The 19,362-nt window shown below is 42.0% G+C and carries 19 protein-coding genes; 6 read left to right on the forward strand and 13 right to left on the reverse strand.

All coding sequences use genetic code 11. The annotated features are described in order from the left end of the window. The 4 genes from J7Q78_RS03515 to guaB all read right to left on the reverse strand — a co-directional run bounded on the left by J7Q78_RS03515 (nt 1) and on the right by guaB (nt 4,876). Nucleotides 1–1,326: a serine hydrolase gene (locus J7Q78_RS03515; protein WP_208422872.1), complete on the reverse strand. Its 1,326-nt coding sequence runs from the start codon at nt 1,324–1,326 to the stop codon at nt 1–3. 4 nt (nt 1,327–1,330) lie between these two features. After that, nucleotides 1,331–2,536, reverse strand: coding sequence for a sensor histidine kinase (locus J7Q78_RS03520; protein WP_208422873.1), 1,206 nt, complete (start codon nt 2,534–2,536; stop codon nt 1,331–1,333). Beyond that, nucleotides 2,536–3,222 (reverse strand): response regulator transcription factor, encoded by a 687-nt coding sequence (locus J7Q78_RS03525; protein WP_208422874.1) that lies wholly within the window; start codon nt 3,220–3,222, stop codon nt 2,536–2,538. The genes J7Q78_RS03520 and J7Q78_RS03525 overlap by 1 nt, the downstream gene beginning before the upstream one ends. 172 nt (nt 3,223–3,394) lie before the next feature. After that, the gene (gene guaB, locus J7Q78_RS03530; RefSeq protein WP_208422875.1) at nt 3,395–4,876 is read right to left on the reverse strand and encodes an IMP dehydrogenase; all 1,482 of its coding nucleotides are present in this window, start codon (nt 4,874–4,876) and stop codon (nt 3,395–3,397) included. Between the two features lie 249 nt (nt 4,877–5,125). Between guaB and J7Q78_RS03535 the strand changes: the two genes are divergently transcribed. Next, complete coding sequence (locus J7Q78_RS03535; RefSeq protein WP_208422876.1) at nt 5,126–5,923, forward strand: tyrosine-protein phosphatase; 798 nt, start codon at nt 5,126–5,128, stop codon at nt 5,921–5,923. A 140-nt stretch (nt 5,924–6,063) separates the two neighbouring features. Here J7Q78_RS03535 and J7Q78_RS03540 read toward each other — a convergent pair whose 3' ends face one another. Together J7Q78_RS03540 and rpsN are read right to left on the reverse strand one after the other, a co-directional pair. Beyond that, the gene (locus J7Q78_RS03540) at nt 6,064–7,236 is read right to left on the reverse strand and encodes a multidrug effflux MFS transporter (RefSeq protein ID WP_208422877.1); all 1,173 of its coding nucleotides are present in this window, start codon (nt 7,234–7,236) and stop codon (nt 6,064–6,066) included. A 313-nt stretch (nt 7,237–7,549) separates the two neighbouring features. Then, nucleotides 7,550–7,819 carry a 30S ribosomal protein S14 gene (gene rpsN / locus J7Q78_RS03545; protein ID WP_208422878.1) on the reverse strand — a complete coding sequence of 90 codons (270 nt, stop codon included), beginning with the start codon at nt 7,817–7,819 and terminating at the stop codon, nt 7,550–7,552. Between the two features lie 182 nt (nt 7,820–8,001). Here rpsN and J7Q78_RS03550 point away from each other — a divergent pair, with 182 nt between their 5' ends. From J7Q78_RS03550 to J7Q78_RS03560, 3 genes are all read left to right on the forward strand, one after another. After that, nucleotides 8,002–8,535, forward strand: a complete 534-nt coding sequence (locus J7Q78_RS03550; protein ID WP_208422879.1) for a PadR family transcriptional regulator — start codon at nt 8,002–8,004, stop codon at nt 8,533–8,535. A 92-nt stretch (nt 8,536–8,627) separates the two neighbouring features. Continuing rightward, on the forward strand, nt 8,628–10,250 hold the full coding sequence (locus tag J7Q78_RS03555; RefSeq protein ID WP_407929551.1) for a BCCT family transporter: 1,623 nt from the start codon (nt 8,628–8,630) through the stop codon (nt 10,248–10,250). 73 nt (nt 10,251–10,323) lie between these two features. Beyond that, nucleotides 10,324–10,791, forward strand: a complete 468-nt coding sequence (locus J7Q78_RS03560; RefSeq protein WP_208422880.1) for a DUF2798 domain-containing protein — start codon at nt 10,324–10,326, stop codon at nt 10,789–10,791. Between the two features lie 45 nt (nt 10,792–10,836). Here J7Q78_RS03560 and J7Q78_RS03565 read toward each other — a convergent pair whose 3' ends face one another. Together J7Q78_RS03565 and uriH are read right to left on the reverse strand one after the other, a co-directional pair. Continuing rightward, entirely contained in the window at nt 10,837–11,823 is a 987-nt protein-coding gene (locus J7Q78_RS03565) for an aldo/keto reductase (protein ID WP_154243023.1), read from the reverse strand. Between the two features lie 32 nt (nt 11,824–11,855). After that, entirely contained in the window at nt 11,856–12,791 is a 936-nt protein-coding gene (uriH, locus tag J7Q78_RS03570; RefSeq protein WP_154243022.1) for a uridine-preferring nucleoside hydrolase UriH, read from the reverse strand. 330 nt (nt 12,792–13,121) lie between these two features. Here uriH and J7Q78_RS03575 point away from each other — a divergent pair, with 330 nt between their 5' ends. Next, nucleotides 13,122–13,436: a SemiSWEET family transporter gene (locus tag J7Q78_RS03575; RefSeq protein ID WP_154243021.1), complete on the forward strand. Its 315-nt coding sequence runs from the start codon at nt 13,122–13,124 to the stop codon at nt 13,434–13,436. Nucleotides 13,437–13,638: 202 nt separating this feature from the next. On the opposite strand, the gene efp is transcribed toward J7Q78_RS03575, so the two are convergent. Both efp and J7Q78_RS03585 read right to left on the reverse strand, forming a co-directional pair. Continuing rightward, nucleotides 13,639–14,202: an elongation factor P gene (gene efp / locus J7Q78_RS03580; RefSeq protein ID WP_154243020.1), complete on the reverse strand. Its 564-nt coding sequence runs from the start codon at nt 14,200–14,202 to the stop codon at nt 13,639–13,641. Nucleotides 14,203–14,288: 86 nt separating this feature from the next. Next, nucleotides 14,289–15,080 carry a hypothetical protein gene (locus J7Q78_RS03585; RefSeq protein ID WP_154243019.1) on the reverse strand — a complete coding sequence of 264 codons (792 nt, stop codon included), beginning with the start codon at nt 15,078–15,080 and terminating at the stop codon, nt 14,289–14,291. 160 nt (nt 15,081–15,240) lie between these two features. On the opposite strand from J7Q78_RS03585, the gene J7Q78_RS03590 reads away from it, so the two are divergent. After that, nucleotides 15,241–16,305, forward strand: coding sequence for a baeRF6 domain-containing protein (locus J7Q78_RS03590; protein ID WP_208422881.1), 1,065 nt, complete (start codon nt 15,241–15,243; stop codon nt 16,303–16,305). A 169-nt stretch (nt 16,306–16,474) separates the two neighbouring features. Here J7Q78_RS03590 and J7Q78_RS03595 read toward each other — a convergent pair whose 3' ends face one another. From J7Q78_RS03595 to J7Q78_RS03605, 3 genes are all read right to left on the reverse strand, one after another. Continuing rightward, nucleotides 16,475–17,221 carry a class I SAM-dependent methyltransferase gene (locus J7Q78_RS03595; RefSeq protein WP_208422882.1) on the reverse strand — a complete coding sequence of 249 codons (747 nt, stop codon included), beginning with the start codon at nt 17,219–17,221 and terminating at the stop codon, nt 16,475–16,477. 109 nt (nt 17,222–17,330) lie between these two features. Then, nucleotides 17,331–17,765, reverse strand: a complete 435-nt coding sequence (locus J7Q78_RS03600) for a universal stress protein (protein ID WP_208422883.1) — start codon at nt 17,763–17,765, stop codon at nt 17,331–17,333. A gap of 15 nt (nt 17,766–17,780) precedes the next feature. After that, nucleotides 17,781–19,349 (reverse strand): Nramp family divalent metal transporter, encoded by a 1,569-nt coding sequence (locus tag J7Q78_RS03605; RefSeq protein ID WP_208422884.1) that lies wholly within the window; start codon nt 19,347–19,349, stop codon nt 17,781–17,783. Nucleotides 19,350–19,362 lie beyond the last annotated feature (13 nt).

The following is a 19,362-nucleotide window of genomic DNA, read 5'->3' on the forward strand; positions in this document are numbered from 1 at the left end:
CTAAAATAAATTCGTGAAAAATTCGTGAATGCCGCCGCCAATTAAAACAAATAAATTAGCTTTAGCATCGGCCGTCTTTGTCCGTAATTGATACTGCGGTGTTTGGCCAATATAGCGGTTTGACACACCATTTAGTTGCGGTGTCACTTGACCAACTTGTACATTCTTTTTAATGGGCGCTTGTAATTGTCGTTTTTGGCCACCTTTAATTGCTTGATAGTGCCAGTCAATATTGGCTGTGCTCGTGCCCTTCGGTACCCACATTGAGATTGCTTGATCAGTCACCAATTGAAGCGTCTTTTGCCGACCATATTTGACGGTTGCGGTCTTATACGCGGCGACACTTTGGTTAGCAGGCACCAATTGTTTTGGCTGCCAGCCATCAAAGACATATTGCATTAATTTATTGGTCTCAATGAACCGACGCCCCGTATTCTCACCATTAGCATGCATTACCACTGTTAAAATCCGTTGCCCATCTTTGGTCGCCGTTCCGGTAAAACAATCGCCCGCTTTATCCGTTGTCCCAGTTTTTAAACCATCAACCACATAGCCTTGCGGCGCATTACTTTCACCTGGCAACATTAAGTTCCACGTTGACATGGCCGTTTCATCACTTGTCTGGGCCCCAAATGTAAAATGCGCTTGTTTGGTTGTTTCAAGTATTTCAGGGTAATCAGTCAACAACTTTTGCGCAACGATGGCGACATCTGCCGCACTCATTTCATTTTCAGCGTCAGCTGGACTACCTGGATAGACTTCCGCACCAAGGAAGGTATTATTTAAACCTGAAACAGAATAAAGTTGGGCGTCTTTAATTCCCCAGTCCGCCACTTTCTGACGCATTAAATCAACAAAGTTCTTTTGTGACCCGGCTACTTGGTTGGCAAGCATCATTGCCGCATCATTAGCAGAAGCCACCATCATCGCTTGGAAAAGAGCTTTGACAGTATATTGGCCATCTACTTGAAGGGGGACATTCGTTAAATCCTTATTTTGACTTAATTGATAAATAAGCGCATCGGGTTTCACCGTTTGTTCCCACGTCAATTTACCTTGTTTAATTTGTTCTAATACGATGTAGGCCGTAATCATCTTCGTCATGGAAGCGATTGGTAACGCCTGATCTGCATTTTGTTCATATAATACTTGTCCCGTTGCTGGGTCAAGCGCGATTGCTGCACTCGCATCGATTTGCGGGGCGGCTGGTAAACTCACCGGCGTACTTGCCGCTGTAACTTCAGTAGTCTGTGCGCTCAAAAGCCCACCCACCGGTGCAATTGCCAGTAAGCCGACCATCATATATTGTACTAATTTTTTTAACACAACATTACTCCTTAACTGATTTTGCGCCAACAGTTTGAGGATCAATCTGCTGACCTAACTTCAAAGGTAAGTGTATCACAAAACTGGTTAAAGCTGGCGTTGAATCAGCATAAATATAGCCACCATGTAATGCAACAATGCTTTGGGTAATTGCTAGTCCAAGCCCCGTCCCCCCAGTTTCTTGTGAACGCGATGCTTCAACCCGATAAAAACGATCAAAGAGTTGATTTAATGAATCACTGGGAATCTGTTGCCCATCATTTGATACCTTAATAATCGCTTCTTGCCCGATTTTTTCAGCTGCTAACATAATTTTTTTACCACCTTTGCCATATTTCAAAGCATTGGCAATTAAATTATTGAATACGCGACCGAGTTTTTCAGTATCGGCTTCCATCATTAACGGTGCCGGATTACAGGTGACGCTAATCCGCATCCCCTTTTTGTTCGCTTCTAACTCGAAACTGGCCGCTAATTGTTCTAACATCTGTTCCATATCAAAGGTTGTTTTAGTAATGGGCGTCGATGTTTGCCGAACCTTCGTGTATTCAAATAAATCTTCAACCAAGACCTTCATTTGTTGCGCCTTCACAAAAGCAGTGTGGGTATATTTCATCAGCTCTTCCTTGGTTTGATACTGGTTATCTTCAATCAAACCAAGATACCCGATAATTGAGGTCAATGGCGTTCGCAAATCATGACTGACATTGGTAATCAATTCATCCTTACTCTTTTCAATCTTGCGTTCTTCTTCCATTGAGCGCACAGTACTATCGACTAGTGTGTTCACACTATCAATCACACGTTGCAAATCACGGTTAACCCGCAAATTAATCCGGTGATCTAAATGACCATCAGCAATGTAATGCAACTCACCAATCACGTGCCACATTTGCATTTGCCGGTAACGCCGAATAAGCCGCCAGTAGACGACTAAAATATCGGCAATTCCCATCAAGATAACAAACCAATTTTGCCAACTCCAGATATGCCATTCATTGGGCCCAATTGTGATGGCATTTTTAATCATCCAGACGCCACCGCTTAATTGTGGATTGTTCACAATGGCTTGTTGCAACAGCACCATAATTGATAAATTTAACAGCAATAACAAAATAATTGTGATGATTCCCTCGGCAAAGAGCTCACTCTTTTCCTTAGCGGTTAGTGCAATTTTTTGTAAGTTCTTCTCTCCTTGATAGTTAGCCATTAAACTTCTACCTTATACCCAACACCCCAGACAGTTTCAATCACCTTTTCACCATCTGTTGCTTCTTCAATTTTATCGCGTAAGTGACTCACATGAACCATTACCGTCTTAGCGGAAACGATACTTTCTTGTTTCCAAACCCGTTCAAAAATATCATCCGCTGAAAAGACACGATTAGGATGACTAGCGAGTAAATATAAAATTCCAAATTCCAACGCTGTTAATTGGATCTGCTTATGATTAATCGTTGTCACTTCATGTGAATCGCGTTTAATGATTAGTGGCCCAACTTCTAACACATCAGGCACTTCGTTGGTAACTTGTTGTTGGCTACGCCGTAACAACGACTTCACACGTGCCATCACTTCTAATGGATTAAAAGGTTTTGATACGTAATCGTCGGCACCCGTTAGAAGTCCTTGAATCTTATCCATATCGGTTGTTTTGGCAGATACCACAATAATTGGGACTTGGGAGTCTTTGCGAACCGCTTTGATGACCTCGATACCACTCATATTAGGCATCATAATGTCTAAAATCATCAAATCGATATCGGGATTCGTGGCAATTTTAGTTAAAGCTTCTTTACCTGTAAAAGCTTGAATGGGTTCATAACCTTCGTTTTTAACATAAATACTTAATAGTTCAACAATTTCTTTATCATCGTCTACAATTAGAATTTTCATAATCGTTACCTCGTTTAATTTAACATCATTTTGCATGATTCGCTTTCATTGTAACAAACTATCTTCTACTTAGGGTTAAAGAATTCTTTAAATCCGCCCCATCATTTAATCACAAAAAAAGATTCAAATCGTGCAAAATGCTCGACTTAAATCTTAATCAAAACGATTTGAATTAACGCACTGAATAGTTAGGTGCTTCTTTTGTGATTTGTACATCATGTGGATGTGATTCTGCTAAACCAGCATTTGAAATTTGGACAAATTGCGCATTATCTTGTAAGTCCTGTAAGTTAGCAGCGCCCACATAACCCATACCTGAACGTAAACCACCAAGTAATTGATAGATCACATCCCCAAGAGCCCCTTTAGCAGCAACCCGCCCTTCGATGCCTTCGGGTACCAGTTTGTTAGCTTCGTTCACGCCACTTTGGAAGTAACGGTCTGAAGAACCATGTGACATAGCAGCCAAACTCCCCATCCCACGATATGTCTTGAAACGACGTCCTTGATAGATTTCAAATTCGCCAGGGGCTTCGTCAGTACCAGCTAGCATGCTACCGAGCATCACAACGTTTCCACCAGCTGCAAGAGCTTTCACAATGTCGCCAGAATACTTAATGCCACCATCCGCAATAATGGTCTTACCATACTCGCGAGCAACACTGGCAGCATCGTAAATTGCTGTTAATTGCGGCACACCAACCCCAGCCACAATTCGGGTTGTACAAATTGAACCAGGTCCAATCCCAACTTTAACCACATCAACCCCAGCATCGTACAAGGCTCTTGTCCCTTCCGCAGTTGCGACGTTTCCAGCAATCAAAGTCGCTTCTGGGAACCGTTCACGAATTTCACTAATCTTACGTAACACACCAGCTGAATGACCATGCGCTGTATCGATAATGATGGCGTCGGCACCCGCTTTCAATAAGGCTGCCGCCCGTTCAAAAGTATCACTTGTAACACCGACAGCGGCCGCAACTAATAACCGCCCATATTGATCTTTAGCCGCATTCGGGAATTCTTGTACTTTTTCGATATCCTTAATCGTGATTAATCCGGCTAAGCGGCCATCATCACCGACTAAAGGTAGTTTTTCAATTCTGTTTTGTTGGAGGATTTGTTCAGCTTCTTCTAAAGAAGTGCCAACAGGGGCGGTTACAAGCGCTTCGTGCGTCATCACGGTTTTGATTTCAGCAGAGAAATCAGTGATAAAGCGTAAATCACGGTTGGTAATAATCCCGACTAATTTAAGATCGTTACGATTTGAGACAATTGGGACCCCACTAATGCGGTATTTACGCATTAAATCTTCAGCAGCACTAACGGGTTTATCCGCCGTTAAATAAAACGGATCAATAATCACACCGTTTTCTGAACGTTTAACCTTCAAGACTTCATCCGCTTGGCGTTCAATACTCATATTCTTATGAATCACGCCTAACCCACCTTGACGGGCCATGGCAATTGCCATCGGTGCTTCCGTAACGGTGTCCATGCTAGCACTCATAATCGGTGTGTTTAACTTGATATTCTTTGCCAGTTGGACGCTTAAATCAACTTCGTTGGGGAGTACATGACTCTCCGCAGGTATTAATAAGACATCATCAAACGTAAACCCTTTTTTTGTAAACTTTGATTCCCATGCAGACATAATCTTCCTCCAATTTATGAACTAAATTAACCACCGACCTACTGATTGTTCGTATTATCTCCAATCAATAACCAGTTTAAAATTTGATAAAATACTAGCAGATTTTTCTGCAAACGTCAATAAACTATTATTGAAAATTCATTTTTAGCCATAGCCGGTCCGAATGAATCACGAACATTTAAAATAAGGGTGCACACCACTTGGCTTCGTTATACAATAGAAATAACTAATAACAAAGGATGGATTGGCATGCAAGAACAACAACGGGTTCTCAATTTGACACGCAGTTATAATCTCCGCGAATTAGGTGGTTACCAAACAGTTGATGGTAAAACCGTTCGATGGCACAAATTACTGCGCTCAGGTAGTTTAAATGCCCTGACCGCAACTGATATTAAAGACCTCTTAGATTACGGTGTTGCTTACGATGTCGACTTCCGTTCACGCCACGAAATCAAGGTAGCTCCCGATCCATTTGATGACAGCCAACTGACTTACCATCGTCTTTCGGTATTTCCATTCACTGATCAAGATGCTGCCCCTAAAAAACCAGTTAAAAAAGGCTTAATCCGCTTTTTTGGTAAAAAAGAACCAGCCACTCCCGAACGATCGAGTATGGAGCGGATGTACCAGCAACTAGTCACCGACGCTCATGCTCAGGCAGCTTACCGCGATTTATTTACCGTCCTATTAAATAATCATGATCCAAACGGCGCGGTTCTTTATCATTGCTCAGCCGGAAAAGATCGCACTGGTGTGGCAACCTTTTTAATTCTAAGTGCCCTTGGCGTTGACTGGGAAACAATCGTTGCCGATTACATCCTCTCCAATGAGGTTTTAGGGCTCAGCTCAGCAACTTCGACCCGGATTTCAAGTAATGATAGCCAAGTCGCTTCAATGAACGCTAAGCGCGTTACCCGGACGAACCTAGAGCTTGTCCGTGAGACGATTAATCAAGCATATGGTACCGTCGACAACTATCTATCAAAAGCAATGGCGCTCAAACCAGAAGAAATCAAACAATTAAAAGAAGATTACTTGGAATAGCGTATTGCGGATTAGTGTAAGCGACTGTGCCATCACCGCGCCGCCAATCCCACCCAGTAGCAGGCTGCCACACCGGCGAATTTAACTACATTACTGAAAAAAGCTAGGCCAAAAATTACTTTGGCCTAGCTCTTTTATTTTTAAACTGTTTTTGAACGAATTCCTAAACCATAAATCAGGGCCATCACGCCGCCAATCATGACGATATACAGCGGTAATCGACTAATCGATCCCGTGTGCAATAGACTCATGCCATACGTCAGAGCGCTGATTGCTAGGTAGTAGCCGAAACTAAACAAACCACTTGCCGTGCCAATCACATCTTCATAACCAACTAACGCTAAATTCAAGACGACTGGCAAAGTCGTGTTCAATCCCCAAAAGACAATGAAGATTAAACCAACCATCCACCATAATTGGTTCGCAGCACTCGCAACCACTAGGCCAATCCCACCGATTAACGCGCCAACCAAACCGGCTTTAGCGGTTGTGATTGCCCCAAACTTGGGTGCGCCGTAATTAGTCGTCATTGCCCCAATGATGCTAGCGGCCGCCAACACCATCCCGAGCCAACCATACTGCACCGTGCTCATTTGGAAGTGACTGATAAAAATAAACGGAGTTTCAGCATAATAACTGAACAAAATCCCATTGATGCCACTAATCACTAAACCGTAGATCCAAACCGTTCGATCAGTCAATAAACGCTTTATCACGTGCCACCCATTGACTTGTCCCGTTGTCACAACGCGTGTTTCCGGTAAACTAGCGCCTGCATATAAAAGTGCAGCTACTGCCATCATGATTAATGCTGAAAAGACATTCCGATAACCAAAATATGTTTGCACCAATCCGCCAATTAGCGGTCCTAAAGCTGGTGCCAAGGCCATTGCTGCCCCCACTTTAGCAAAGACTTGCGCCCCACGAACACCACTAAAGGATTCACGCATAATCGTTTGCGTCACGACTGAACCAACGCTCGCACCAAAGGCTTGAACGAGGCGTGCAAGGATTAACCAACAAAATTGTGGCGCAAGCAATAGCCCACAATTACCAATTAAATAGACCCCAATTCCCAATAACATCGCCTGGCGCCGCCCAATTTGGTCGGATAACCAGCCCCAGAATAAAACACCGGCTGCAAAGGCGATGAAATAAATACTCATCGTTAATTGTGCAGTTTGGGCACTGACCTGTAATGCTCGGCTTAATTGCGGTAATACAGGGGTAAAAATTGATTCACTAATTTGGGGAAATCCCACCAATACAACCATCAATAGAATCGATGGGCTTTTTTTTGAGACGTTTTTCATTTTAAAACTCCTAATTAATTTAATCTGCTGAAAAACGTCTTTAGTCACTTACCGTTGCACTTTGGATAAACTGCGTATAATTCATCTAATTACCTCCATTGATTTCATCGTCAACTTGTTAAATAATTCCTAACAATATATCAAATAGCCAGACTTGTTTCAAGACAAATAAAAAAAGGTCGCAAGCTGACCTCTTTAACGCTCGTTTTAATTCGCTATTTTCGGCGCTTTATTCCGTTAGTCAAATGACTAGCAAAACTGGCAGTTTAGCTAATCCCCGGAAAATAGCCGCCTTTTCTTAGCAGTCAGTTGCTTACCAGCTCGCTTTTTTGACGCCTGGGATGTGACCTTTGTGGGCCAATTCGCGGAAATTGATACGACTCATGCCGAATTGCCGCATGAAGCTTCTTGGACGCCCGTCAATGGCATCCCGATTACGTAACCGTACCGGACTAGAATCCTTAGGCAATTGAGAAAGGGCCATGTAATCGCCCTTTGCCTTTAATTCTGCCCGCAAGTCAGCGTATTTTGCGACAAGTGCGCGTTGTTTTGCTAATTTTACAATTTTTGATTTCTTGGCCATTGTTAAAACTCCTTCTTCATGTGCTTGAATGCACTTCTATCTGATTAGATACCCGATTGAAATAGCCTACGCCAACTATTTATGAAATGCAATTAAAAAGACTTATAAAAAGTAACCATTTTTCGATACCGGCCTATGCTATACTAAATATAAGTTGATTTTACAGAAAGGGGCACTTTCCTATGGCCCAAAAAAATATTCTTCAATACTTAATTCTCGGACTGTTAAATCAGTCGCCCAAAACTGGTTATGATTTAAAACGTATCTTCGAAGACGACATCGGTGAATTTTGGCAGGCCCAACACAGCCAAATCTATCCTGAACTCAAGCGGCTCGAACAGGCTGATCGGATCACTCACGTCGAATTGATTGCCGGGAAAAAATTAAAAAAGAAACAGTATTCAATTACCGCAAGTGGGGTTGCCTTTTTTGACGAGTGGCGATACTCACCGACCCGTGAAATTATTGCTAGCAAAGACGAATTTATTTTAAAATTGTACTTCATCGACTCCAAAAATGATGCGCATCTAGACGCAATGTTTACCGAGCAAAAAAGCTTGCACCAAGCTAAGCTAGAGCACCTCCTCAACCGGCGCCAAGCCCTTTTCAGCCAACAAGCTGCAATTGATGCACACTATGGTCACTACCTTATTTTAGAGCATGCGATTAACCGCGAACAAGACTACCTAGATTGGCTAACAACCACGCGCCCGTAAAATCACCCCTTAACAAATTTGAGATAAGTGCTATCCTATTGGTGAGAAGTAAATCAAGTTAGGCTGTTTCTTCATTTGTATACGTTACAATAATGCGCTTGTACAGGTGGTCAGTTGACCAATTGTATGGGTGCTTTTTTGTTCAATCTAGCAACCTAGACTTTAACAAATTCAGGAGGACTATTATTTTAAAGCGCAAGAATGTTGATCAAGTCGTCTTCATCCCCACGATGTTGCTGTTCGGGATTGTCTCCGCATTTTTAATGTTGGGTGGTGATACGCTTCAGCAGTCGATTTCGCAATTGCTCAATGCGCTGACGAACCATTCTAAATGGCTTTACATTGGTATTTATATCATTAATTTTATTTTTCTATTTTGGCTAGGGGGCAGTCACTATGGTCATATTCGCCTTGGCCAACCAAATGAAAAACCAGAACACAACGACTTCCAATGGGGCAGTATGGTTTTTGCAACTGGAATTGACGCCAGCATCCTAATGCTCAGTACCACCGATCCTCTGCAATACTTGCAAAACCCGCTATTTGGCGCTAAACCTTTTTCGACTGAGGCATATCGCTACGCCAACGTTTGTGGTCAATTTCACTGGGGACCTATGGCATGGATGATTTTTGCTACCGCGACTATCGCGATCGGCTACGCGCTTTATGTTAAGAACTTACAGGTACAACGTTTAAGCGCTGCAATTGATTTGCTGGAAGGCCCACAACCTTATAAACAATTAATCCGCAAATTAATCGATCTCATCGTTGTTTTCGGAATTATGGGTGGTATTGGCTCATCAATTGGGATGGAAATTCCCGTAATTTCTAAAGTTCTTAGCACAATGATCGGTTTGAATGACACCATCTGGCTTAAACTCGCCCTCTTCGTTATCTTACTGGTCCTGTTCACCCTCACAGTATATGCCGGTTTAGATCAAGGGATTAAGAAGCTAAGTGCTTGGCATATTTATACAGCAATCGGTTTTTTACTACTTGTCCTACTTATCGGGCCGACATTCAAGTTAATTGGTGCTGAAGGCCGTGATATCTTTCATCTCTTTGGTAACTTCGGACGTTTAAGTTTAAACCAGACTGGGACCCACAGTACATTTGCGCAACACGAAACCCTTTTTTACTGGGGCTGGTGGTTATCTTATATGCCTGTCATGGGCCTATTCATCGCTCGGATTTCACGTGGCCGGACCATTCGACAGGTGTTATTGGGGATGGCAACATATGGTGCGTTTAGTTGTATGAGTTTTTATGCTGTGCTTGGTGGGTATGCACTTTTTTTACAACGCTCCGGTCAAATTAATCTTGTTCATCTATTAAATACTCAAGGTCAGGCCGCTGTGATTGCCGCGGTAATCGCCACCTTACCGTTCAAAATAATAATGTTGGCCATTTTCTGCCTTTCATGTTTCATTTTTTTGGCCACAACCATTTCTTCTTCGGCTTTTATTGTCTCCTCATTGACCAGTCTTGAATTAAAAAGCGGGGAACAACCTAATCGTTGGAATCGTATGGCTTGGGTAATCATTTTCATTTTGTTTTCACTTGGCATCGTGTTTGTTGGTAGTTTTCAAACCATTCAAGCGATTTGCGTAATTGCCGGTTTTCCGTTGATTTTTGTCTGTGTATTGTTGCTCATTTCGATTTTCCACGTTGTGCATAATGGCGAAACTGGAAAAGGAAAAAATATTATTTTCTGAAAAAATGCTTACGTCGAATTTTTTTTTGTGATACGGTAATATGTGTTAACTTTTCAGAAAGAAGGAATTTAAAATGCCAACCAATAAAAAAGAAGGTATTATTTTTACAACATTAATGTGTTTTAGTATGGTCCTCGGAATGAGTATCTACAACTTAGTTTTACACGACAGCCTATCATGGAGCGCCTTATTTACCGGCTTGATCCCAGGCTTCATCGTGGCATTCATCCTCGATGTATTCATTGTCGGCGCGATTGCTAAAAAAATCGCATTCAGCTTACCACTTAATAAAGAAAATAAATTAATCATGATTCTTACGATTTCATGTTTAATGATTCTTGGCATGGTTACATGTATGTCACTTTTCGGAATTCTAATCGAAGGCGGCATCCCTGACAACTTAGGTAGCGTCTACCGCCACACATGGTTGATGAACGTCATCGTAGCATTACCATTACAACTCATCATCGTGGGACCCTTCTCACGCGCCATTCTTGGCAAGATTCAAGCCAACGCAGCCGAAACTGAAACGGCTGAATAAAACCCAAAAACGACGACTAGCTTACATGGCTAGTCGTCGTTTTAATTATGCTAAAATTTTTTGAATACTAGTTAATTCTTCGGTCGTAAACGTTAAGTTATCTAGGGCATGGACGCTGTCTTGCAGTTGACTCAAGCGCGACGCTCCAACCAACACACTGGCCACAGTTGGTTGCTGTAAATTCCACGCAAGCGCCATTTCAGCCAACGTTTGGCCCCGTTGTTGCGCAACTTTGTTCAATTTTTGAACTGTATTGATTGTCTGGTGAACCTTTTCAGGTGACAGAAAGGGACTATCTGGCCGAGCCGCCCGTGAATCAGTCGGAATTCCATTTAAATAGCGATTGGTTAATAGTCCTTGCGCTAGTGGGCTAAATGTAATCGCGCCAAGCCCTTCATCCGCCAATACATCCGTTAGACCATCTTCAATCCATCGATCAAGCATATTGTAACGTGGTTGATGAATAATAAATGGTGTCCCGAGCGCTCTGAAAACCTTAGTAATTGCCTTGGTTTGCGCCGCCGAATAATTTGAAATGCCAATATATAACGCCTTACCTTGGTGGACCAATAAATCCAAGGCTTGCGCCGTTTCTTCGATGGGTGTCTCTGGATCTGGACGATGATGATAAAAAATATCGACGTAATCTAACTGAAGTCGTTTTAACGATTGATCACAGCTAGCGACAATATTTTTCTTAGATCCCCATTCACCGTAAGGACCGGGCCACATATAGTAGCCAGCCTTCGATGAAATAATCATCTCATCGCGATAGCGCCGCAGATTATCATGCAAAATGCGGCCAAAGTTTTCTTCGGCACTGCCCGCTGGTGGCCCGTAATTATTCGCCAAATCAAAATGGGTAATGCCCATATCAAACGCGCCAAAAATAGTTTCTTTTTGGGTCGCCATCCTATCCGTCTCACCAAAATTATGCCACAACCCTAATGAAATCGCCGGTAACTTTAACCCAGAATGACCGACACGGTTATATTGCATTTCTTGATAACGCGTTTCTAATGCGTGATACATACACAACGCCTTCTCTACTTAATTTCAATTATTTAACCAATCGTTTTAATGGCAGCTTCCACTAATCCCCAGAACTTCTGGTGATCAAGTTTGACCGCTACAGATGTGTGACAGTCTGTTGGAATTGGAAATCTAAAATCGGCGACCGTCATCCCACGCGTCAATGTCCCGTTGAGTTCAATATCAACAGGTACTTTCTTAGTTGTCATGACACTTGGATCAATCACATAGGCCACCGCACATGGATCATGAACGGGTGGGGCATCGAAGTTTTGGCCTTTCTTATACATATCGCGGAAAAAGGCTAACAAATCAACCACAAACTTAGCCGTTTCAGTATGAATCCCTTCAATTGATGCAACAATATCTGGTGTTGCCAATGCTTGATGCGTTAAATCCAAGCCGACCATCGTGACGTCCCACCCCGCATTAAAGACAATTTTAGCCGCTTCTGGATCAAATTTAATGTTAAATTCAGCCACGGCACTTGCGTTAGCTTCATGATAGCCGCCACCCATGAGAACGACTTCTTTAACCCGCTCCACAATCTTCGGTTCCTTGCGCACCGCCATTGCAATGTTAGTCAACGCACCTGTTGGCACCAATGTGATTGTTTTCGCTGGATGACTCATGATTAAATCAATCATTAAATCGACGGCATGTACTTTTTCAAGTTCGACAGTTGGTTTGGGTAACACAACCCCATCAAGGCCGGTTTCTCCATGAATATCAGCCGCCACTTTAATTTCTTCAATTAACGGTCGCGAACAACCGGCAGCAATCGGTACATCGTGCATGCCGATCATTGTCGCGACTGCGAGGGCATTACGTGTCACTTTCGTTAACGTTTGATTAGCGGCCACCGTTGTCACTGCCATTAAATCGATTTCTGGATTGCCATACGCTAACATCATGGCAACGGCATCGTCATGACCTGGATCACAATCAAGAATAATTTTCTTTGCCATTGGGAAAACCTCCACTCTATTTCACTTCGTGCATACTATCACTATAGAATTTAAGCGATTTCAAGTCAACCATTAACTTAGCGCTTCACCTTTTAGAATCGTCGGTTGATCACTTATCGAATTTTTTGCGTCGGGTATCGTAAATGCACCGTCTCATAAAATTCGGTAAACTTGCTTTTTGGTTAGGCATGTTCTAGAATTGACACTAATAAATGACTAGTCACCAAAAGGGATGACTCTGTTCACTCTAAATAATGAGTCAATCTAGAAAACAATTCCAAGAACGTCATTCAACATACAATAAAATTCAATTATGAAACGGAGTCTATTATGCGCATTGATACTGGCGAATACCCTACCGGCGAAAAAGCCGTCCATCCTAAGAAAGTTAAACGGTTAAAATTACTTAGCAAAGTTGCAACAATCACCTGTATTGCAATGTATGTTTCATACATCCCCCAAATTATCGCTAATTTTTCAGGATCCCCCGTCTCACCTTTACAGCCCTTAGTCGCAACAATTAATGGGTGTCTATGGACCGCCTATGGTTGGAACAAAACCTATAAAGATTGGCCAGTTATTATTTCTAACGTCCCTGGCGTTATTTTCGGACTCGTTACTGTAATAACGGTTTATATTCACTAAAATTGTTGGTTAAAGCCACGATTTGCGTCAAATAAATTTAATAACTAACAGAGAGGCAATCCATCATAAGTTGCTTCTCTGTTATTTTTTTGCCCCTTTACCCAGACATAAAAAGCCAAGGTGTTTCCTTCGTTTACCGAAAGAAAACCACCTTGGCTTCATTTTGAAGCACCGACTATGTGCTTAGTCGGCCTTAAGTGTATTATTTTGCTGCTCGTTTAACGTATGTGCCGTCTTGGGTATTGATTTCAAGTATTTCGTCAGCACTGATGAAATCAGGAACACTAACGACTAAGCCGGTTTCCATGGTTGCTGGTTTACCTGAACCTGTCACAGTTGCCCCTTTAATAGACGGTTGTGTTTCAACAACGCGTAAGTTAACGGTTGTTGGTAAAGTAACACCAATCACTTCAGACCCAAAGAATTGAATCTTGCAGTTCATGTTTTCCAATAGATATTTCAATTCTTCTTCAATTGCTGAAGTTTGAATTTCATATTGTTCGTATGTTTCAAGATCCATGAAGAATGCTACGTTATCTTGTGTATATAAGTATTGAACATCCTTTGTATCAATCATTGCTTGTTCTACTTTAACTTCTGGACGCATTGTTGTTTCAACAATCGAGCCAGTCCGCAAGTCACGTAATTTAACACGCATCACCGTATTACCCTTACCTGGTTTGTGGTGGTTAGCTTCTAAAACTTTGATTAATTTGCCGTCTTGTTCAAACGTCATTCCTGCTCTAAGGTTTACTGCTTCAATCATGGCTTGATCTCCTTTATTTTAAAAAAATATTCATCTCTAACTGTACCAAATGAAAGCCGTTTTATCCAGTCCTCTTAGCAGTTATCCTATTTAATGTCTAGTTTATAAATTTTATCCGTTGCTTGCGGTTCATAATGTTGATACATCTTTGTAATGGCCACCTTAGGTAACCCTGATTCGCTAATATAAATATTGGGTTTAAGGTACTTTTTATTTTGCATGTCTTTTAAGTGATACTGTTGAATAACTTGTTTTTGATGGTCAGTCGATGCTTCATCTTGCCCATAAAATTGAATCTTTGCTAACGGCAAACTAATAATCGCACGATTAATCTTGAAATAAGCAATATTGCGATTGCTGCCAAGATACGTCATCTTTTGTTGTTGATCAGCTTGATAAAATTGTTTAATTTGCTTCATACTGTGATTATCGACAAGGCGCACAATCGGTTGTTCCCCTTTAAAAAGGTTTAAACCATCTAATGATTGGCGGACATTTTGAGCATTCAACATTAACCAGATAATCACTAGCATACTAATAAAGTACACAATATGTAAGCTCAGGCTACTAGCGGCATGATTCAAACTAAAGGTATAGCTATCCTCTAGGTCTTTATTCATAATTTGGCGCCGAATTCGTATCGCAATAATTTTGTACGATAAATACCACACCCCAAGCGCGACTAAGGTTGCCCCAAAAGCCGTCAAAATAGTATTTTTTAGAATCTCTGAATCCGTTAATAATGGACTAAAGCCGCTCACAAGTTTAATTGTGAGGCCACCAAGGATTAAAATGACAACCATTTGGAGTACAAAAAAACGCGTCCGAATACTTTTGCCAATCTTCGTGGCAGTTACCTTTTTCATCTTATCTTCCATACCGTGAATCCTCCCTTGTTAACCTACTTATCATTTTAGCATAACGTTTCCTTCAAGTTGATTAAAAGTCCCTCGTTAGCTAATTTTTTATAAAGGCATCTTTCTTCTAAGGGGGCTGTTCAGTGTGCTAAGGTGAAGTTAATCAAACGGAGGTGTCGATATGTTATATCCAGAAAGCTTAACACAATTACTCGCCGACTCAAATCAGCCGGTTATCTCGTTATTCATTAACTTAGAGACTGGCGGACAAGCTATTAATGCAAACAAAATTAAGCTCAATAGTTATTCGAAGCAAATCCGGGAACAGCTAACCACCGACTATCCTGAAGCAAAGAACTTACGTAGCCAACTCGAAAGCTTATTGAGTACTGCACCGCAGGAATTGGCGCATATACAGTCCGTTGCTTTTTACATCACGGCTACTGGTCACTACAGTCAACCCCTTCATTATCCGATAACAACTGAATATTTCCTGATTGCTGACCAACCTGATTTGCGCCCTCTCAGTTCAGAATTAAGTCTGAGTCTGAACGGGACCATTCTATGCCTCAATAAAACTAGCTTTAACTTAAAATCAATTCAACAAAATGTCATCCGGGATTATTCCTTACCTAAAGACGCCCCCACAACCATTGAAATTGGGATTGGCACAGAGCGCAAGGGGGAAGTCGTTCAAGGTTTTTCAAGTCCCACCCACAGTTTTGTTGTAAAGGAAAATGAACAACTTATTGATCAAACCAATTATTTTCGCGTAATTGGGCGCTATCTCGATGAATTACTACCTGAAAAAGCCCCCATTTACGTGGTCACCTTGCCTGGAAATCTAAAGCTCTTCAAGGAACTCATGACTAATCCTAATTACCGTCTGGATCAGGCAATTCAAACCTCTCCCGATTCACTTTCAGATGATGACTTACTTGACAAGTTGCTCACAAACGCGCGGCATGAACTTCGTCACAAGGCACTTACACTAGCAGAGCGTGCTGCTAGCGCTTATCACAACGATTCCCAGTTGGGCGATCCCGAAATTATCCTCTCACGCATCAACAATCGCCAATTAACTGCCCTCATCATCCCGACTGCCCTGACACCATCAGCAACCATCAGTGCTGAGCAAATCATGACACTCAACCACCTGATGGGGGCGGCCATTCAAACCGGCCTCCCATTCTATCCGGTACCAGTAGAAAATATGCCGACAGGCCTTGTGGCGATGGGCATCTAACCCAGAAATAACGCCTCAATGAAGTGCATAAAAATTAACCTAGTCGTAATTTTTTAAGGACTATGGTCTTAATGAAACGCGTTTAAACCCGCTACTAATTAGCAAAATCACGTAAACTTACGTCTCATACCACTGTCTTTTACAGACGATAGTAATTAATATTCATTAATTAAAGCACGTGCCAATACAGTAACGTATATTCAAGCGTTGTTGTACTGGTCCGTGTTTTTTTAGCAGCAAATACTTGGTCTAAATAAGCTGCCAGTTGGGGCGTCGGTAATTCTTCATAATACGTTTCTAGAAACGCCCTATCAAACACCTCACGCGTTTGGTACTGAAAAGCTTGGTCCTGGACCCGATAACCGGCGGTCGTTAACATGTTTTTCACAGCTGAAATAATTGCCGGTGCAGTGTTGGGATCTTCTTGCTCAATCCCAAAGTAACGTTCAAGGGGGGTGAACAAGTCATCCTCGTTTTTGGTGAGCCGTAAAAATGCACACCACTGGCGGCTCTTCTCGGTAATCGTCAGTAATTCTCGGTTGGCTTGAATCGCCGGATTTAAAGCCATCCAAATTAAATCATACGTTCTAGACGCTGTCTGCTTGGTAAATGTCGTAACCGATTGCTGTTGATAAGCAATCGGTTGGTCTGGCACATGCTGTTTTGCCTCTTGTTTGGCGTAATGTAGCATTTGTGCCGAAATATCGACAATCGTATAAGCTTGACTATTTTGCGCTAACAGTGGCAAATATCGCCCACTGCCACCACCTAAGTCAGCCACCTTATCAACAGGAAGTAATTGCCGACTCTGTAAAAAAGCTACTACGTCAGTGACAATCGGTACCTGTGATTCTTGTTGAATCTGATAGTATTCCGCTGCAAAATCATCCCAAAAAGCCGCCACTTCATTATCCACTGTATATCCTCCAATTAAACTTTATTTTTTAGCTTAGCACATAAAAAAGATGCCAACAAAATAAATTGCTGCCATCTTTTTAAAACGTGCTTTTTCAAAAACGTTTTCGTTATCTTACTACCAATACCGGGATTGGTGCGTATTTTGCCATGTAAGCGGCCTGGCTACCAAAGTATTTGGCGACACCTGTCTGGGATTTTGAACCAACAATTAATAAGTCGGGTTTAACCTTGGGAATCACATCTTCGATAATTGCTTCGCCTGGTTCACCTTCTGCGATTACTGTTGACACGTGACTCACGCCCCGAGCATAAGCTTGATCTTGATATTCGCGTAAGTGTTTTTCCAGGTCTTCATATTGACCGTGGACAAAATCCTTGTTTAATGCTTGATAAACATTCATTTCATCGTTTTCCAATACTGAAACAACCACTAATTCTAAATCCTCGCGTTTAGCCCGTTCAATCGCATAATCAAATGCTAATAACGCATCCGCTGAATCATCGACGCCGACTAAAATCCGCTTAATTTCTAAAACTGACATGTACTCAACCTCCAATTAATTTTCAGTTGCTAATTGCTGTTCAAACCGCTTATTACCTTTATACAATTCAATAATCATCCAAACTAATAATGCCATCACACCGGCAATCAATCCATAGGCAATGTGGTCAGCTGTAGCCAATTGTGCAGCGCTTGCGTGATCACCATAGAAAGCTTCGATTTGTCCAGGCAACCCCATCATATTTAAATAGGTCAAGCCGATGACGGATAACCAACCTAAGCTTTTAATCAACCAACTGTTTTTGAAGCGATCGCCCATTTCAACCCGGCTATCGGTAAACATCAATAGTGGCAACATTGAAAATGGTAAGGCAAACGCTAGAAAAACTTGGGAGTTATTCATCAAGGTATTGAGCGCCTCGTGTTCTTCCAAGGCCGGTTTATTGCTAGTCATCATGACACAGATTAATACGGGAATCACTGACAATAAACGTGTTACCAAGCGCCGTAACCACAGTGGCATTCTCAAATGAATGAACCCTTCCATGATGACTTGACCAGTTAATGTCCCAGTAATCGTCGAATTTTGTCCAGAAGCAAGTAATGCAACGGCAAATAATGTTGATAAGATCCCAGTCCGGGCAACACTCGCAAGAATCCCATTACTCATTGTCGAGGTATCTGACAAGGCTTCAAATAACCCGAAGAATGATGGGTCTTTCACTGCTCCTGTTTTGAAAACCGCAACTCCCATGATTAATAACAAAGCATTAACGAAAAATGCCATTGTAAGTTGGATGTTCGAATCCCAAGTAGCAAAACGCACCGTTTGTGCAACTTGCGCTTCGTTGTGACGATCAATCTTCCGCGTTTGCGAAATTGCAGAATGCAGATATAGATTATGCGGCATGACAGTTGCCCCAATAATTCCTAACGCACCGGTCAATGGTGTTAAACCGCCAACCGCTGGACCAGTAGCAAAGGTCTTAGCAGTGGGCACTAACCCAATAATAACCCCTGACCAATCAGGATTCGATAGCGCTACTTCGTAAGCGAAAACCACAAAAATCACGACAATTAATGCGACAACAATTGCTTCAATCTTACGAAAACCAATTTTCGTTAACAGTAATAATAGCATGACATCTAAAATGGTAATGAACACGGCAATCAACAGTGGAATCTTAAATAATAAATACAATGCAATTGCCGCCCCAATAACTTCGGCAATATCAGTCGCCATAATCGCTAATTCTGTCAAAAGCCACAAGACAATGCCCAATGGTTTACTTGTTCTTGCGCGAATTGCTTGCGCTAAATCCATTTGAGTTACAATGCCTAGTTTAGCCGCCATATATTGTAATAACATCGCGATTAAACTAGACACCAAAATCACGGACATTAACAGATATTGGAAACTCTGTCCACCAGTAATCGATGTTGACCAATTCCCTGGATCCATATAGCCCACTGCCACCAACGCACCTGGTCCTGAATACGCTAGTAGCATCTTCCAAAAGCCTTTGCCCTCTGGCACTTCGACCGTTCCGTTAATTTCTTCAAGTGATGGGCCGTTGGCATATTCAACCAGTTTGTGCTTCTTGCCCTTTTCTTGTTGAGTCATTATCCTCACTCCT

This window comes from Latilactobacillus fragifolii, assembly GCF_905332535.1.
Lineage (GTDB): Bacteria > Bacillota > Bacilli > Lactobacillales > Lactobacillaceae > Latilactobacillus > Latilactobacillus fragifolii.

Excerpts from the sequence above, each read along its gene's own strand:
- J7Q78_RS03520 (WP_208422873.1), bottom strand. The coding sequence starts at position 2,536 with ATGGCTAACTATCAAGGAGAGAAGAACTTACAAAAAATTGCACTAACC.
- J7Q78_RS03525 (WP_208422874.1), bottom strand. The coding sequence starts at position 3,222 with ATGAAAATTCTAATTGTAGACGATGATAAAGAAATTGTTGAACTATTA.
- guaB (WP_208422875.1), bottom strand. The coding sequence starts at position 4,876 with ATGTCTGCATGGGAATCAAAGTTTACAAAAAAAGGGTTTACGTTTGAT.
- J7Q78_RS03535 (WP_208422876.1), top strand. The coding sequence starts at position 5,126 with ATGCAAGAACAACAACGGGTTCTCAATTTGACACGCAGTTATAATCTC.
- J7Q78_RS03540 (WP_208422877.1), bottom strand. The coding sequence starts at position 7,236 with ATGAAAAACGTCTCAAAAAAAAGCCCATCGATTCTATTGATGGTTGTA.
- rpsN (WP_208422878.1), bottom strand. The coding sequence starts at position 7,819 with ATGGCCAAGAAATCAAAAATTGTAAAATTAGCAAAACAACGCGCACTT.
- J7Q78_RS03550 (WP_208422879.1), top strand. The coding sequence starts at position 8,002 with ATGGCCCAAAAAAATATTCTTCAATACTTAATTCTCGGACTGTTAAAT.
- J7Q78_RS03555 (WP_407929551.1), top strand. The coding sequence starts at position 8,628 with ATGCGCTTGTACAGGTGGTCAGTTGACCAATTGTATGGGTGCTTTTTT.
- J7Q78_RS03560 (WP_208422880.1), top strand. The coding sequence starts at position 10,324 with ATGCCAACCAATAAAAAAGAAGGTATTATTTTTACAACATTAATGTGT.
- J7Q78_RS03565 (WP_154243023.1), bottom strand. The coding sequence starts at position 11,823 with ATGTATCACGCATTAGAAACGCGTTATCAAGAAATGCAATATAACCGT.
- uriH (WP_154243022.1), bottom strand. The coding sequence starts at position 12,791 with ATGGCAAAGAAAATTATTCTTGATTGTGATCCAGGTCATGACGATGCC.
- J7Q78_RS03575 (WP_154243021.1), top strand. The coding sequence starts at position 13,122 with ATGCGCATTGATACTGGCGAATACCCTACCGGCGAAAAAGCCGTCCAT.
- efp (WP_154243020.1), bottom strand. The coding sequence starts at position 14,202 with ATGATTGAAGCAGTAAACCTTAGAGCAGGAATGACGTTTGAACAAGAC.
- J7Q78_RS03585 (WP_154243019.1), bottom strand. The coding sequence starts at position 15,080 with ATGGAAGATAAGATGAAAAAGGTAACTGCCACGAAGATTGGCAAAAGT.
- J7Q78_RS03590 (WP_208422881.1), top strand. The coding sequence starts at position 15,241 with ATGTTATATCCAGAAAGCTTAACACAATTACTCGCCGACTCAAATCAG.
- J7Q78_RS03600 (WP_208422883.1), bottom strand. The coding sequence starts at position 17,765 with ATGTCAGTTTTAGAAATTAAGCGGATTTTAGTCGGCGTCGATGATTCA.
- J7Q78_RS03605 (WP_208422884.1), bottom strand. The coding sequence starts at position 19,349 with ATGACTCAACAAGAAAAGGGCAAGAAGCACAAACTGGTTGAATATGCC.